Source organism: Puniceibacterium sediminis, from assembly GCF_900188035.1.
Classification (GTDB): domain Bacteria; phylum Pseudomonadota; class Alphaproteobacteria; order Rhodobacterales; family Rhodobacteraceae; genus Puniceibacterium; species Puniceibacterium sediminis.
Genome location: NZ_FZNN01000015.1, coordinates 46,584 through 61,035, shown reverse-complemented (window position 1 = coordinate 61,035; position 14,452 = coordinate 46,584). Strand labels below are relative to the sequence as shown.

The following is a 14,452-nucleotide window of genomic DNA, read 5'->3' as shown; positions in this document are numbered from 1 at the left end:
CGATCTTGTCTCCGATCAACGCCTAGGTGGAAAAGGCGATCAGATTGTCGAAGTAAAGACCGTGGTAATCAACAAGACAGTGGCCAGTGTTCCCATATCCGACCGGCCCAGAAACTGCGTAAAGATGAGCGCAATAATCACATACGCCGTGGCGTTCAGGGCCAGCAGAACGACCCCGTCCCTGAATGTCGCCGGGCTGGCAACGCCACCTCCTTCGAAGGTGCCAGCACGAAATATTTTCCAAGCCAACCAAATCGCGCCCTGTTGGCCACAAAGAATACACTGCCCGGGCCCGGGCTATATGCCAGTGGGAAGAGGAATAAGAAAAGTGCGCTTGTTGTCTGGATCATGGCAAGGCACCTCCTGATTTCACAGGATTGGACCGCAAAACTGGCTGGGGCACGACCCGAAACATGCGGTTTCCATCTTCGCTGGTGGAAAGTGCGTAAGGCTCAGACCTGGACCCTCCCAGGCGACAGCAGCCCCGAAGAGGGTGCACCACTTACTTCCAGGGGTTGGAGACGGTAGCGGCTTTTATCTCGGCGTGTCGATTTCCTGCGACCAGACGGACAACACCCGCCGGGCGGCGCCCGCCCGACAGGATCATCTTAACGCAGGTCCGCACAAACAATCAGAAACAGATGATCTCGGCCTCGGCCTGTGCACGGCGCAGATCGGCGACGATGGTGTTCGCAAAAGCGGCAGAGCGAAAGATCGACATTCGCTCACCCCCGGTCAGGCGCATGGACAGCACCGTTTCCGCCTCGACGTACTTGTCGTAAGGCAGGATCGACGCGATCGTGTCGATCGAACAGGCGCATTTTTCCAGCACATCGCGGCCCTGGCCGTTCGTCGCCATGCAGGCAAAGACATAATCGGCACGAGCGGCCGTCGGATAGTCGTTCAGCCGTTGCTCGACCGACTGGGCCGTCGCCGACCCCGCCAGAAGTGTCAGTGCGAGCGCAAGGTGTCTCATTGCGGTGCCTCTTCTACATCCTCAAACTGCATCACGGAGCTGTAGACCGGGCCGTCACTGCCTGTCGCTGTCGCCTCAAGCTTTTGATACCAGCCCGGGACCTCGTCCGACATGACAACGGTCAGCGCCAGATTGCCGAAGCCTTTCATCTTGTCGCGGTTCGGATCGTCGGCAAAAGGGTGCAGCGTCACGATCTTGGTCTGCACGACCTTGCCCTGATACATCGCCTCTCCGCTTTGAACTTCGGTCGGTGTGATCAGCGCTTCCTTCACCCGGTTGCGGATGTAGAACGGGCTGCCACCAGCGGCTTCGGCCATGTCGCGCACCGTCGCTTCGACGAAATACATGATGATCGGGTTACCGACGCTCATCGGAAAGACACCCAGATTGCGATGCTTGCCTGCGCGCAGAAAACGCAGACTTGCCTCGGGCGGCGTGCTGTCCTCGAACGACAGCTCGACCTCTCCGGTGTCACGCGGCGCAGCCTCGGGCAGCAAGGCGTTCGTTACGACCCTATTGTACAACAGGACGTGATCCTTGGACACATCGTCCAGCGTACCGTCCTTGAACAGAAGATCATAGGTCGCCTTGCCGTCATCGGCGGCGGCCCAGGCCGGTGTCCCCGCCAAAGCGAAAGCCACCATCACGAAAGCCAGATGTTTCAGCATAATTGTCTCCTCCCAAGGCGTAGCCTACTGACCATCTGCGGACTGTCATGCGCTACTTTTGTCTGGGTCACACTTCGGCCTGTTCGCGGGTCTTCCAGTCGATCAGCGGGCGCAACCGCGACAGCTGCACAGGTTTGGTCAGCACCGTGAAATCATTGCGTGCCCCGATCTGCACCAAGGCGGGGCCACGATCAGCGGTGATCACAATGGCCGGCACATGGCTGCCTGTCTCTTCGCGCACAAGACGGATCGCCTGCACGCCGGTATCGTCGCCGTCCAACTGATAGTCCGCCAGAATGATATCTGGCGCCATGCCGATATCGCGCACCAGCGTCAGCGCCTCTTCGGTCGACTTGGCCGCCAGAACGCTCGCGCCCCAGGTCTCAAGCTTCTGAGTCGTGGCGAACAACACGTAAGGATCATTTTCGACCACCAGCACAATCAGGTTCATGTCATTGTCAAAGCTGGCCTGCGCGGTGCTGTGGCTGACGGGCATTGGCGCCCGCCCCGGAACCATCTCCATCTCGATGGAAAAGACAGACCCGACCCCCGGCTTGCTGCGCACGCTGACGGTGTGGCCCAGATGGCGGCAGGTGCGGTCAACGATGGACAGGCCCAGACCCATGCCGGACCCCGGCGGAACGTTGTCGGCGCGGGTGAATTCGTCAAAGATCCGCTTCTGATCCTTGTGCGAAATCCCCATGCCCGTGTCCCAGACCTGAAGCACGACATTCGCACCCTTGCGCCGACAGCCAACCAGAACCCGGCCATTTTCGGTGTACTGAATGGCGTTCACCACAAGGTTCTGAACCGACCGCATCAGATAGCGCTGATCGCTTTTCACCCAGAGCGAACAGGGCACCACATCCAGCCTTACGCCTTTCTTGGCGGCGACCGGCGCGTGATCTTCGATGATTCCCTGCATAAGACTGCCAAGACAGACCTCAGTCACCGACAGGGCGCTTTCGGTGCTTTCCAGCCGCGAAATATCCAGAAGCGCGTGCAACAGAGATTCGATCGAGGAAAACGAACCGTCGAGCCGGTCAACCGTGGGCGCCATCGCCGTTGTGCGCGACATGTCCACAAGGGTCGAGATCAGCAGCTTGGCTGCATTGACCGGTTGCAGCAGATCATGGCTCGCCGCCGCCAGAAACCGCGTCTTGGACGAAACGGCAGCCTCGGCCGCCTCCTTGGCGATGCGCAACTCTTCCTCGACCCGCGCCTGCGCTTCGGATTGGGCCGTCAGGCGCACGTTCGCTTCGGTCAGTTCGGAGGTGCGTTCATCAACCCGCTTTTCCAACATCTCGGTGGCACGGGATTCCAGCGTGACATCCTTGATATCCACAAGGAATCCACGATCCGGCAGCAGATGCGCCTGCAGATCCAGCACACGGCCCCCGCCATGGCGCAGACGCTTGCGCAACTGGCCTTCGGTCCGCAGGCGGTACGGCCAGCGGTCGATATCCGTGATGTCGGAATCCACCAGCAACCCGTTGTTCTGGATAAAGCCCAGGATCTGAGTGAACTGCGTGCCCTGATGCATCAGTGTGAACGGAAGGCCCAGCAATTCGCGGAACCGATCGTTGTGCATCATCACCATTCCGGCCCGCGAAAACGTGCAGATGCCCGACGACATGTTGTCAAACGCCGCCTGCAGGTAATGCGCCTGCATGTCGATCAGGTGATCCTTTTCCGACCGGTTCTGACGCACCACATCAGTAATCTCGGTCTGCAGGATGATCACGTTATCCAGGCTCGTGCGCTGCTGGCTGATCTGGAACCAGCGGTCGTCACTTAGCGCCACCACAAAGGACAGAAGCGATGCGCCCGAAGGCCCGGTCTGCGCCTCTGCCAGATTGACATGCAGCTTGGCATCAGCACCAACCAGATGAGTGCTCTTTTCCATGGCCAGAAAATAGTCGGCCATCGCAAGGCCCGGCAGGATCAGTTCCGTGATGTCCGGCAGCAGCGTCCTGAACAGGTCGTTACAGACCTGCAGCGTGCCATCGTTGAACAGCGCAAAACCGCCCTCCATCGCGGACAGCGCATCGGTCAGGTTCTTCTGCGTGCGCTCGCGGTCATAGCGGACCAGTTCCAACTCGTTGCTGGCGCGTTCAAGGTCCAGCGTCTTGGCCCAGACCTGGCCCTGCAGGGCGATCGCCGACTGAAAGGCCGCATAGGCGGAATGGCCGACGTCATGCTGCCTGCCGGTCCGCCGTATAAGGGCGTCGATGATCTTGGTCTGCTTTTCAACCTGCACATCCAGAGGGTCATTCGGGTCGATCAATGCAGATCCCGCTTTCTGGGTTCAAAGAACGCGACACCCACAAAGGTCTGGTTCACGTGCACGCCGCAGTGCTGTTCGCCGTAGGTGTTGAAACCCAGCACCCGACGGTCGCGGAATATTTCCGATACAGCGCCGCTCAGCTGTTTCTGCTCGATCTCGAGCTTGCGCAACACGCAGTCAAAACCAAGGATGAAATCCGGCGGATTGCCTGCAGGGCTGCGCACGTCCAGCCCGGTCTCCAAAGTGCGCAGGATCTCTTTGCCACGACCAAGTGTCAGCAGCAGACCGTCGTCGATGGCCGATAGGAACGACAAAGCGTGTGCACCGGGCGCCTCCTGGATGGCGCGGACGTGATAATTGTGGTGGTTGCGCACCAGCACCGGGTTTTCCGCAAAAACCTGCGGTGAAAGCTGATCCACAGGCACGCCCACCAACCGGGCATATTCCACCGCCGCCGGCGCGCCGTTGATCTCCAGCACCAGCCGTTCTTCGGGGATCGCGTGCGTCACGACCATCTGCTTGTCCGTGGGCAGGAAATGGTCGAAGCCCAGCCCGGTAAAAGCAAGATCCGTTTCCAGAAACAACAGCAGCGCCGCGTTGGTGTGAAACTCTCCGCCATGCAGCACGAATGTTTCGCGAAAGTTCAGGCCATTGCCGGCGGATCCGCCAAAGACCGGCATATCGCCCAAACCCTGCTCCAGCGCCGTGACCAGCATGTCCTCTTGCTTGGACAGACCATCGGCAAAGATCAGGGCCAGCCGGTCCCAGTCGGCGGTGCGCTGGAACTGCGCGTCGTGGCGGCGCGCATCCGCCGCGATCTTCTTGATCGACAGTGGCTTGAGCGGCTTGATCAGCATCGAGGCACAGCGGAAATGCCGCTTGGGAAAGGCCAGAACCTGCAGGGCTTCGGTCTCGTATCCGCGCGGGGTGATCTGCCCGGCCGTAGTGCAGCCGAACACCGGCAGCCCCGGCATCTGGCGATCAAGCTCCGCCGCCAGCGCGGGCAGGTCGGACCCTTCGGGGATCAGCACCATGGCAAAGCATACCTCGCGCAGGTCGATCTGCGTCACCAGATCGGCCACGGCGTCGCGGGCATCCTTGAGATAGGAAACGCCAACCCCGACAGAGGTTGGCGCATTCAGAGGCTGATGCAGCATCCGCCGCCTCCCCTACTGGCTCAGAAAGGCGCGGGCATCCGCATCAGAGGCCCCCATAGCCCCGTCCATGTTGCCGCTTTCCACCAGCACCGCAGCCTGCGTGCGGTTCTGCACGCCCAGACGACGCAGAAGCGCCGTGATATGTGCTTTGACCGTTGCTTCGGCCAGGCTCAGCTCATAGGCGATCTGCTTGTTCGGCTTGCCGGCGCAAATCAGCTTCATGATGCGGGTCTGCTGCGGGGTCAGGTCCGCAAGCTTCTGGTTGACCTGATGGCAGTCAGGCCGACGCTGCTCTGTGTTGGCGGTCTTCTGATATTCCTTGGGCAGATACTTGCGCCCGGCGCTGACGTCGAACAACACCGACTTCAGAACCTGGGCCGAGGCATCCTTGGGCAGGAAACCGGCCGCGCCTGCATCCATCAAAGCATGCACCACATCCACCGAGGTCAGCGACGAGATCACCAGAATCGGCGTGTCCGGAATCCGATCGCGCAGCGACAGGAACCCGCTGATTCCCGTGACGTCCGGCAGCTTTAGGTCAAACATCACCAGATCGGGCGCAGCACCGCGCGCGAGCAGGTCCATCGCCTCGCCCAACGATTTGGCTGTTTCTATGCGGCAATCCTGAAAAACGTGGCGCAACGCAGACGCAAGCGCATCACCATACAGCGGATGATCGTCCACGATCACAACGGATCGTATACGGCCAGCGGGCTGAGCCACCGGATCATGTTTCATAGCAAAGTCCTCCCTGCCAAAAGCTTAGCAAGAAAGTTACCCGCCACGCAACTCCCACGCACATTTGTATGGCAAGCGATGATCGGGTCGCGAAACACGGTTCACGACCCAAAAAACTCCCCAGCGCCCTTAGGCCTTTAGGGTGCCCTTCGCCTTGGCGATATGTGTGGCAATCGCATCCATCAGGGGCGGGGACAGGCAGTCATAGGGCTCCAGCCCCAGTTCCTTGAGCCGTCCGCGCACGTCACCCATCTTGGCAGGGTCATACCCAGCCTCGATGATCGACGATACGTAAGCGGCGAATTCCGGTGCGGACCAGCCCGACGCGGGGGACAGCTCTGTATGGATAAAATCCAGCCCGTAGAACGGGTGCCCGGTGTTTTCGATACGGCCGAACATGTGCACGCCGCAGCCTTTGCAGGCATACCGCTGGATCGTTGCATGGGTGTTGACCCGGTCCAATTTTTCGCCGTTCTTGGTCACCGTCACCTTGTCGCTGCCGACAACCGCAACCTGCGAAAAGACCGCGCCTTTGGGCTTCCAGCACTGGGAGCAGCCGCAAACGTGATTATGCGCCGTCTGGCCGCCGACCTCGACCTCGACCTTGTCGCTGGCGCAATGGCACTTCAGCGTCCCGCCCGAAAAGCTTGCTGACCCGGGCTTTACGCCGTTATCCACCGCCGGGTGGATGCGTACATTGGTGTAACGCGGCGCGCTCGGTTTCGATGCAGCGCTTCCGCCGCCGAATAGATTTGAAAGCAGTCCCATTGAAATATTCCCTCCCTTGACCACGCCCTGTTTTTTTTCGCGCGATGGTACGAAGACTGCCCGCCGCTTTGCCCTGTGACAACTGAACCAATGGTATCGGTCGCATTCAGCGCCCTGCGCGCCTTCATCTGTCCCGAAATGCTCCGGGGAGTGTTAGCGGCTGGCCCCTCTACCTCGGCGACGCAGCGCAGGTTTCGGCGCAAACTCATCGGGAGGCCAGAAATCGCCGCGCGAATGCCCGCCCATCCAGGTGCCCCGGCGTGCGCCCGAAAGCGTCCCGATCCAGATCCTTCAGTAACTCGCACCGGGCAACCGAATACCCGTCGCGTGCCAGCATCGCGATCGCCGCGCGCCGTAGCCCCGGCAGATCCCGCGCCGCCGCCGCCCGCCGCATCTTTCGGCGCAAGGGATCAAGCAGCGCGACTTGGCGCAGTCTGTCCAACCCGGCGAATTGCCGACCAAAAAGGATCGCCCCCAGCCCCCCTGCCAAAGCGACCCCGAACAATATCAGCACTGGTAGCGCAAACAGCCGCGCGGGTTCGGGCGGAAGCACCGGGTCCGGCAGGCTGGATTCATCCATCGCCACCCGCTGCGCAGAAATGGTCACCGTGCGCGGCACGCGGTTGCGGGTATCGAAATAGTCAAAACTGATCGGCTCTACGATGGCAGACGTGTGATTGCCCGGGCGGATCGTCCAGCGCCAGAAAGCCACGGAAACCGGGCCTTCGGGGGACAGTTCCACCAACCGTTTTTCGGGATGTGCGAATATCATCGCCGAGGGCGAGTGCAGCTCTGGCATCGGCGGGATCATGTCGGGCGGCACGCCTGTCGCCTCAACCCGGATCACCCGAAGCACACCTTCGCCCGGCTTCAACCGGTCCGGTGCGTTCGACCAGGTGTCGGACACCTCAAGGTGACGCACCGGGAACCACCAGGACTTGACCTCGGGCGCGGGCAGCACTTCTATTGTGATTGGCTGGGACTGAATGTCATGCGGGAACCAGTCATCGCCCTCGTCCGTCAGCGTCAGGTGATGCGTAAACGCGCCGATGGTCAGCGTGCCGGGGCGGTCCGGATACAGCGCCATGCGCCGCCTGAGGTTCTTGACCTTCTTGCCGCGCTCGGTCGTATCATACCACTGGTCCGGACCCAGCTGCATCCAGTTGAAGCCCTCCAGATCCGGCTGCTCCATTATCTCGCGCGTGACATGCCGACGATATTGGCCCTCGATAGTGACCAACACCATTTCCTGCACATAGGGCGCCACATCCCCGTTGGCGACAGTCACGGTTAGGGTCAGGTCCGCCGGGTTCACCTGCGTCGTCTGGGCGGCGCAAGCAACCGACGTCAGCGCCCAGATCAGCACCACGAACCACCTCATCGCGGGTCCTCCGGCTCGGGTGGTGACAGGCCTGCTTTGTCACGCCGCTTGTGTTCGAACGTGATGCGTGCGGCCATGTAATCGCCCGGCACGTCCGGCAGTGTCGCCAGCCAGCGCCGGTTGGCCATGATGAACTTGTCATCGAACACACGCCGCACCCCCAGCCTGCCCCGGCTCTCCAACTCAGGCAGCCCGATCAGCGCCCCGGCATTGGTCGCCTCAGACCCGGTTCCGGCTGCCCGCGCGCTGCCCTGCGCGACGGATGACGGCTGCGCCTCGCCGTTCTTGTCCTTTTTCGCGAACCACGAAATCTCGGCGTCGGGATCCAGCGCTAGACCCGCGTAATAGGCCGAAACCAGATCGAAATTCGCGCCTGCTTCGGGGTCGCCCTTCATCCGGCCCGCGTCATAGGCCTCTAACGCGGCCGCATAGGCCCCCTGCATCACCTGCGCATTGCCAAGGTTCAGCATCTCCCGCGCCGCGCGAAACGCCACTTCTGCCTCAGAAAACCGCCCCGCGCGATATAGCGCCGCCCCGCGCCACCCCGCATCGCTGAACAGAGGGGCGGCAAGTCCCGGCATCCCCGCCGACAACAGCACCCGACCCATCGGCGCGGTCCCACCCAGCATCGCCGACAGCGCCAGACAAAGGCAACCGACAAGCAGAACCCACCTCATGCCACACCCCTCCGGCGGAACAGCAGCAGCACGGGGATCAGCGCCACCAGCAGCAGAAAACGGCCATAATCCGACCAGAACAGCAGCGGATAATCCTGCTTTTCCAGCCGGTCGCGCGCGTCCTGCGCAAGGAAGGCGGCGAATGCGTCGGTTTCGTTCAGGGTGAACACCCTGCCCTGCCCCGTCGCCACCAATGTCTGCACCTCTGGTCCCGGGTCATCCAGACTCACTACCGACACCCGCGCGCCGCGCGCCGCAAGTTCCCCCGCCTTGGCCATTGCCGCCTGCCCCAGCCCGCCGCCGTCGGTGAACAGCACCACGTCGCCTGCCAGCACATCAGCTTCATCCAGGATCAGCGCCGCCTCTGCCAGCGCGCGCTCGGGGCGGCTACCTTTGTCCGGCACGGTCTCGGCGTCGATCAATGACAGGGTCTGGCCCAGCTGGCGTAGATCGCCGGTCATATCGCTCACCACATAGGAATCGCCGCCGAATACCAACAGCGCCGCGGGCCGCGACCCAAGCGCGGAAATACCGAACCGCCCCATGGTCTGCAGGGCCGGCCAGCGCGGACTCTCAACCATCGACGATGAGGCATCAATCGCAAAGATGACCCCGTCCAGATTACGGAACGCCGCCGCATCCCGCCGTTCCAGCGCGGGCCCCGCCAGCGCCACCACCACCAGCCCGGCAGCGATTAGCGCCATCAGCCCCCGCCGGGCGCTTCTGGCCTCATCGACATGACCCAGCGCCCGCAGCGCCCGCAACATCGCCGGGTCCAGCACCCTGTCCCAATCCCCCAACCCGGCGCGGCGTCGCCGCATCACCACGGCCAGCACCACCAGCGCAGGCAGCGCGATCAACCACAGGGGGCGCAGCAGGGAAACGTCTTCCATCACTCGGCCCTCCACCCGATCCAGAGGCAAAGCATGGCGGCAAACGCGGCCGGCCAGATCCAGAATTCGGCAAAGACCTGCGCCGAAAGCCCGTCGCTATCGGTCGCCTCAAGCTGGTCAAGGGCGTCCGTCACCGCCACCAGATCCTCGGTCGTGCGGACCCGAAAACTGCTCCCGCCGCTCAGGTCGGAAACGGCCCGCAATGTGGCCGCATCGACCACGCCATTTTCACCCGGCGCACTGTTCGTCAGATCCTTTGGCCCCAGCGCAATCGTGTGCACCCGGATCCCAAGATCCGCCGCAAGGCCGGCAACCCCGCGCGGGTTCGTCGCTCCGGCATTGTTGATCCCGTCAGACAGCAGGATCACAACCTTGCTGTCCGCCTCAGACGTCTCCAGCCGTTTCAACGCCAGCCCCAGCGCGTCGGAAATATTCGTCGCCCGCCCCGAAATACCAATGACCGAGGTTTCAATCTGCCGCGCAATCGCCTCTGTGTCGAATGTGAAGGGGGCGGCGTAATACGCCTCGGACCCAAAGACGATCAGCGCCACACGATCCCCCGCGCGACGGCGGGCAAAGGCGGCACCGACCCGCTGCACCGCAGCCATCCGGGTGATCGCCGCGCCATCAAGGTAAAAGTCGTCGCGCACCATCGACCCCGACAGATCCAGCACAATCGCCAGATCCCGGCCCGAAACCTTGAGCGCCGGAATGGGTTCAAGCTGCCTTGGCCCCGCCAGCGCCAGAACCAGCAGCACCCAGACCATCCAGGGCGCAAACCGACGCCTCCATGCGGCCTCGCCCCCCTGCCCCGCCCCGGCCAGGATACCCTGCCCGATCCGTTCGGGCACAGCCAGCGCGGGACCACCCGTCGGCGCGGCGGGCAGCAGCCAGATCACCAGAAACGGAAGCGGCAGCAGCAGCAACGCCAAGGGACTGGCCAGTTCAATCATCGCGCCGCACCTCAGCCCAGAGGGCCCCGACATCCGGCAAACCGCCCGGCTGATACAGATCCTGTGCCAGTACTGCATACCGTTCCGGTGCGCGGGCCTTCAGCATCCGAAGAAGCGCAAGGCGCTGATCCTCTTCCGCCAGCGCGCCTATTGAACGAAACGGATCTTCGGGAACAGCGCGTCGGGGCCGAACCCGGGTCACCACGCGCAGGATCACGCCAATAAGCACGGCAAGCAGCAGCCCGCAGGCCAAAGCAGCCAGCCCTTCGGCCACCAACCCGCCGGGGGCATCACCGGGAAGGCGGATGTCGCGCAACCCCTCCAGCATCGCCTCTTTGCTCAGCGCGCTGTCGGCCATGGTCAGGCCCCCCGGTCCAGCGGAAAGGCCGCGTTCAACAGTTGGGCCGTCTGTTCCGGTGCTGCACCGGCATCAACCCGCAGCGCCGGAAACCCCGCAATCATGCTTTCCTGAACCGGCTCAGGCCGCGCACCTTCGGAAATACGCGCCCGCGCCCGGCCGCCACCGACCAGACGGATCGGATAGGTCCCCGGCGGCAGGTTGGCGGCAAGGTCATCACGCACCCAGATCAGCCGGGGCGTACGGCGCTGCGCAAGTTCGGACAATCGGTCCGCCAACCCCGCGCCCGGCCCATCAAAGCCAGAGGCGATGACCAGTTCCGACCCCGCAGGCGCAATGCGACCAAGCCGCGACAGAGCCTCATCAAGCGGCGGATCGTCCTGTTCACCCGCCAGCGCCAGTTGCAGCGCCGCCTCATGGGCGCGCACCAGACCACCAATCACACCCAGCATGCCACGGGCACGACCCCGCAGCGGCACCGCAACAGATTCACCCGCCCCAAGGGCCAGCAACCCCACGCGCCCGCCGGCTTCGATCACGCGCCAACCGATCATCGCCAGCGCCTCGGCCGCCGCCACGGACCGGAACGCGCGCCGCGTCCCCCACAGCATTGAGGGCCGGAAATCAGCCACAAGCAGGGTCACCCGGTCGCGTTCCTCCTGAAACCGGCGCACATGCAGCGTTCCGGTACGCGCGGTGGAGCCGCGATCAAGGTGGCGGATATCGTCGCCCGCCACATATTCACGCACGTCCGACACCTCTTGCCCGTGGCCGCGCCGTTTGGTCACGAACCCACCCGGAAGCGCAGATAACAACGCGGTGTCCCCACCAATCCCGGCCCGTCCCCGCAGCACGATCAGCGCCTCGGCCCGCAGCGCGATGCCGGTAACGTCCAGGGCGGGGATCACAGCGCCTCGACCGCGCGCAGCACATCCGCGATCAGGGCCCGCGCCGTGCGCCCCTCCGCCACCGCGCGCCAGGTCATGACCATGCGATGCGCCAGCGCGTCCCCGGCAACTTCCGCCACATCCTCGGGCAGGGCAAAATCGCGCCCATGAAGGTACGCCCGCGCCTTGGCCGCCGCCGCCAATGCAAGCGATCCGCGCGGCGAAACAGCATGTTCGATGTCGCGGGCAAAAGGTTCGGCGCGGGTCGCGGTCACCAGTCGCACGATGTAGTCCCGCAATGGCCCCGACAGATGCACCGACATCGCCGCGCGGCGTGCAGCGCGCACATCGTCCAATGACAGCTGCATCGGCGCTATCGCCACGCCCTGCCCTTCTGCCTCGACCAGATCAAGGATGCGCCGTTCGGTCGCCGGATCGGGCAGATGCAGGACCACATGCATCAGGAACCGGTCCAGCTGCGCCTCGGGCAAGGGAAAGGTGCCATCATGCTCGATCGGGTTCTGCGTCGCCACGACCAGAAACGGATCGGGCAGCTTCATCGTCTCGTTACCGCTTGTCACCTGCCCCTCTGCCATCGCCTCTAGCAGCGCAGACTGCACCTTGGGCGGGGCGCGGTTGATTTCATCCACAAGGACAAGGTTGTGAAACACCGGCCCCGGCACAAATTCGAATGCGCCGGTCTGCGGGCGAAACACCGGCGTACCAGTCAGGTCAGACGGCATGAGGTCGGGCGTGCACTGGATGCGGGCGAAACCGCCATCCATCGCCTCGGCCAGACGCTTGACCGCGCGGGTCTTGGCCAGTCCCGGCGCACCTTCGATCAGCAGATGGCCCCCGGCCAGCACGCCGATCAGCAGGCGTTCTATCAGCACCTCATGCCCGACCAGCCCTTCGGCAAGATGATCCGCAAGGGCGGCAACTCCGCCCGGCGCATGATCCGTCATTGCATCCATGAATCCTCCCGTGCCGTCAGTTCCTGACGTGCTTTGCGCCAAAGCCTAACGCAGGCCGGGAAATCGACAAACATGTTCCTAGGTAGCAGTCGGGGCCAATTACTGCGTTGTGACACTACAGGCTACATCCAGAATGGGTGCGTAATCGGGGTTCGCCACGGTCACATCCGTTTCGGATTCAAGCCGCTCAAAAGCCCCGCCGATATATTCCAGAAACGCGTCGGAATTCGTGTTCTCGACCGGGGCTTCGGCCAGCGCATGCAGCATGAACACGTCAAAACGGCAAAGCCCGCTTGGGTTCGACGACAGCAATCCCTGCATATACCGCTTTGAATCCCAAGGGAAATTCCGCAGATAGACCGGAAATTCCTCAAGCTTGGACACAAAGTTGGCTTTGGGGTCGAAATGCAGGATATCCATGCCATAGGTAAAGGTCTGGTAGAGCTCTTCGATCATGATCGACGCATAGAACGCCGCCTCCAGATCCGTGGTGTCGCCCGGCGCTGGTTGCTTGACCAGAACATGCGTCGCCCTGCCCTTCCGGCCAAAAAACGTCTGCGCTTGTGCTGGCGATATCACCGATTGTTCCCGCCCTCGCGGCAGGCCGAATTCGAACACCTCGTCCATCCGCCGCAGATCCGCGTTCAGGGCTACATGTGGCGGCCGATCCGAATAGAGCCTGATGTACACCACCCGCCCGGTGCCGCAGAACTCCAGCCCCCCACCCGCATAGCGCAGCGGCAGCGGCTTGCCAAAGACATCCGCCATCAGCGCACGAAAGGTGTCAATCACGGCCCGCGATTGCGGATGTGGCGTTTCTCCCACAACACATATCGCAGCGCCCGCCAGATCGCGTCCGTTGATCACGATGGGTGGGGTCAGCGGGTCGTGCTTCCACATCGCCGTGCGCAGCTCATAGACCCAGCCCTTTTTCGCAAGCGCCATAAAGGCATCGCGGTCGCCTGGCAGTGGCGTCGCCTGGGCCTCCAGCCCGAGGCTGAAACAAAGGACACCTAGCAGTGAAAACAAACGGACCATCCGCGGTGCTCCCTGTCGCCAGGTTCAAAGGTAGCGCACGGTCGAAAAATTCCCAGAGTTTTTGCACCGGCAGCTCAGGCCAGCGAGCCCTCAGCCCCCGGTCAAAGCAGCGCCACCCCGGCTTTCACAGTTCGTTCTGCCCGCGTCACCCGGCCTGGCAACTGTGTCTATTCTCCGGGCTGAATCTACGAAGGGATACCGCTTTGAATGATCGCGTTGGCGATTGTGACCAGCCTTCGTCCACCATCAATCGTTCTCCGGCCCGGCATCGCCCCGATGTCAGCTGGGACTGGCGCGAAAACCTTTAGGACGTGGCCGGGAAAATGAAATTGCCATGACTGGCTGGTATCTCGCCCTGACGCGCGTATCCACTTGGCGACACCGCCACAATCAGCGCCCTCGGGGGAAATCCAAATGGGCCGTTGGAAGACGGTCTTCGGCCCTGAAATGAAAGCGCGGAGCTTTCCGAGCCAGAACACTCAAATCAGGACCGCCGCCCACATTCTGCACAAAATGACCGCATTCAAACCTCACCGGTTCGAACTCATCGCTTGACCAAAAGTCCTGCGCAGCCCCTTCTCCCTTCACAAGCCTTCGACGATTCTTACTCATAGGTCCGCCCCGTCAGCGCGCAGACCCCTCTGACAACCTGTGGATATTTCTTGCACAGTCTCTCACGCGCCCTCCACATTTCAGC

General features: G+C 62.6%; 15 protein-coding genes. All 15 read right to left on the bottom strand.

From position 1 onward, the window contains the following. Positions 1-39: 39 nt before the first annotated feature. The 15 genes from CHB75_RS22125 to CHB75_RS15495 all read right to left on the bottom strand — a co-directional run bounded on the left by CHB75_RS22125 (position 40) and on the right by CHB75_RS15495 (position 13,755). Positions 40-249 carry a hypothetical protein gene (locus CHB75_RS22125; RefSeq protein ID WP_245841005.1) on the bottom strand — a complete coding sequence of 70 codons (210 nt, stop codon included), beginning with the start codon at positions 247-249 and terminating at the stop codon, positions 40-42. Between the two features lie 382 nt (positions 250-631). Beyond that, positions 632-976: a hypothetical protein gene (locus CHB75_RS15560; protein WP_089272119.1), complete on the bottom strand. Its 345-nt coding sequence runs from the start codon at positions 974-976 to the stop codon at positions 632-634. Next, positions 973-1,644 carry a hypothetical protein gene (locus tag CHB75_RS15555; protein ID WP_176439165.1) on the bottom strand — a complete coding sequence of 224 codons (672 nt, stop codon included), beginning with the start codon at positions 1,642-1,644 and terminating at the stop codon, positions 973-975. The genes CHB75_RS15560 and CHB75_RS15555 overlap by 4 nt, the downstream gene beginning before the upstream one ends. A 67-nt stretch (positions 1,645-1,711) precedes the next feature. Beyond that, positions 1,712-3,931, bottom strand: coding sequence for a hybrid sensor histidine kinase/response regulator (locus CHB75_RS15550; protein ID WP_089272117.1), 2,220 nt, complete (start codon positions 3,929-3,931; stop codon positions 1,712-1,714). Beyond that, a complete protein-coding gene (locus tag CHB75_RS15545; protein WP_089272115.1) occupies positions 3,928-5,088 on the bottom strand; it encodes an FIST N-terminal domain-containing protein in 1,161 nt (386 codons plus the stop codon). Before CHB75_RS15545 ends, CHB75_RS15550 begins: the two co-directional genes overlap by 4 nt. A 12-nt stretch (positions 5,089-5,100) precedes the next feature. Beyond that, on the bottom strand, positions 5,101-5,826 hold the full coding sequence (locus CHB75_RS15540) for a response regulator (protein ID WP_089272113.1): 726 nt from the start codon (positions 5,824-5,826) through the stop codon (positions 5,101-5,103). Between the two features lie 129 nt (positions 5,827-5,955). After that, complete coding sequence (gfa, locus tag CHB75_RS15535; protein WP_089272111.1) at positions 5,956-6,594, bottom strand: S-(hydroxymethyl)glutathione synthase; 639 nt, start codon at positions 6,592-6,594, stop codon at positions 5,956-5,958. Between the two features lie 205 nt (positions 6,595-6,799). Next, positions 6,800-7,975: a BatD family protein gene (locus CHB75_RS15530; protein WP_089272109.1), complete on the bottom strand. Its 1,176-nt coding sequence runs from the start codon at positions 7,973-7,975 to the stop codon at positions 6,800-6,802. After that, entirely contained in the window at positions 7,972-8,652 is a 681-nt protein-coding gene (locus tag CHB75_RS15525) for a hypothetical protein (RefSeq protein ID WP_089272107.1), read from the bottom strand. The genes CHB75_RS15530 and CHB75_RS15525 overlap by 4 nt, the downstream gene beginning before the upstream one ends. Then, on the bottom strand, positions 8,649-9,545 hold the full coding sequence (locus CHB75_RS15520) for a vWA domain-containing protein (protein ID WP_089272105.1): 897 nt from the start codon (positions 9,543-9,545) through the stop codon (positions 8,649-8,651). The genes CHB75_RS15525 and CHB75_RS15520 overlap by 4 nt, the downstream gene beginning before the upstream one ends. After that, the gene (locus tag CHB75_RS15515) at positions 9,545-10,498 is read right to left on the bottom strand and encodes a VWA domain-containing protein (protein ID WP_089272103.1); all 954 of its coding nucleotides are present in this window, start codon (positions 10,496-10,498) and stop codon (positions 9,545-9,547) included. Before CHB75_RS15515 ends, CHB75_RS15520 begins: the two co-directional genes overlap by 1 nt. Continuing rightward, positions 10,491-10,856 (bottom strand): hypothetical protein, encoded by a 366-nt coding sequence (locus CHB75_RS15510; protein WP_089272101.1) that lies wholly within the window; start codon positions 10,854-10,856, stop codon positions 10,491-10,493. Before CHB75_RS15510 ends, CHB75_RS15515 begins: the two co-directional genes overlap by 8 nt. Positions 10,857-10,858: 2 nt before the next feature. Beyond that, positions 10,859-11,764 carry a DUF58 domain-containing protein gene (locus CHB75_RS15505; RefSeq protein ID WP_089272099.1) on the bottom strand — a complete coding sequence of 302 codons (906 nt, stop codon included), beginning with the start codon at positions 11,762-11,764 and terminating at the stop codon, positions 10,859-10,861. Beyond that, the gene (locus CHB75_RS15500) at positions 11,761-12,717 is read right to left on the bottom strand and encodes an AAA family ATPase (protein ID WP_089272097.1); all 957 of its coding nucleotides are present in this window, start codon (positions 12,715-12,717) and stop codon (positions 11,761-11,763) included. Before CHB75_RS15500 ends, CHB75_RS15505 begins: the two co-directional genes overlap by 4 nt. A 99-nt stretch (positions 12,718-12,816) precedes the next feature. Continuing rightward, on the bottom strand, positions 12,817-13,755 hold the full coding sequence (locus tag CHB75_RS15495) for a hypothetical protein (protein WP_245841003.1): 939 nt from the start codon (positions 13,753-13,755) through the stop codon (positions 12,817-12,819). Positions 13,756-14,452: the final 697 nt, after the last annotated feature.

Coding starts and splice junctions, on each gene's coding strand:
- CHB75_RS15510 (WP_089272101.1), bottom strand. CDS start 10,856: ATGGCCGACAGCGCGCTGAGCAAAGAGGCGATGCTGGAGGGGTTGCGC.
- CHB75_RS15495 (WP_245841003.1), bottom strand. CDS start 13,755: ATGGTCCGTTTGTTTTCACTGCTAGGTGTCCTTTGTTTCAGCCTCGGG.
- CHB75_RS15545 (WP_089272115.1), bottom strand. CDS start 5,088: ATGCTGCATCAGCCTCTGAATGCGCCAACCTCTGTCGGGGTTGGCGTT.
- CHB75_RS15515 (WP_089272103.1), bottom strand. CDS start 10,498: ATGATTGAACTGGCCAGTCCCTTGGCGTTGCTGCTGCTGCCGCTTCCG.
- gfa (WP_089272111.1), bottom strand. CDS start 6,594: ATGGGACTGCTTTCAAATCTATTCGGCGGCGGAAGCGCTGCATCGAAA.
- CHB75_RS15530 (WP_089272109.1), bottom strand. CDS start 7,975: ATGAGGTGGTTCGTGGTGCTGATCTGGGCGCTGACGTCGGTTGCTTGC.
- CHB75_RS15560 (WP_089272119.1), bottom strand. CDS start 976: ATGAGACACCTTGCGCTCGCACTGACACTTCTGGCGGGGTCGGCGACG.
- CHB75_RS15520 (WP_089272105.1), bottom strand. CDS start 9,545: ATGGAAGACGTTTCCCTGCTGCGCCCCCTGTGGTTGATCGCGCTGCCT.
- CHB75_RS15540 (WP_089272113.1), bottom strand. CDS start 5,826: ATGAAACATGATCCGGTGGCTCAGCCCGCTGGCCGTATACGATCCGTT.
- CHB75_RS15500 (WP_089272097.1), bottom strand. CDS start 12,717: ATGGATGCAATGACGGATCATGCGCCGGGCGGAGTTGCCGCCCTTGCG.
- CHB75_RS15555 (WP_176439165.1), bottom strand. CDS start 1,644: ATGCTGAAACATCTGGCTTTCGTGATGGTGGCTTTCGCTTTGGCGGGG.
- CHB75_RS15525 (WP_089272107.1), bottom strand. CDS start 8,652: ATGAGGTGGGTTCTGCTTGTCGGTTGCCTTTGTCTGGCGCTGTCGGCG.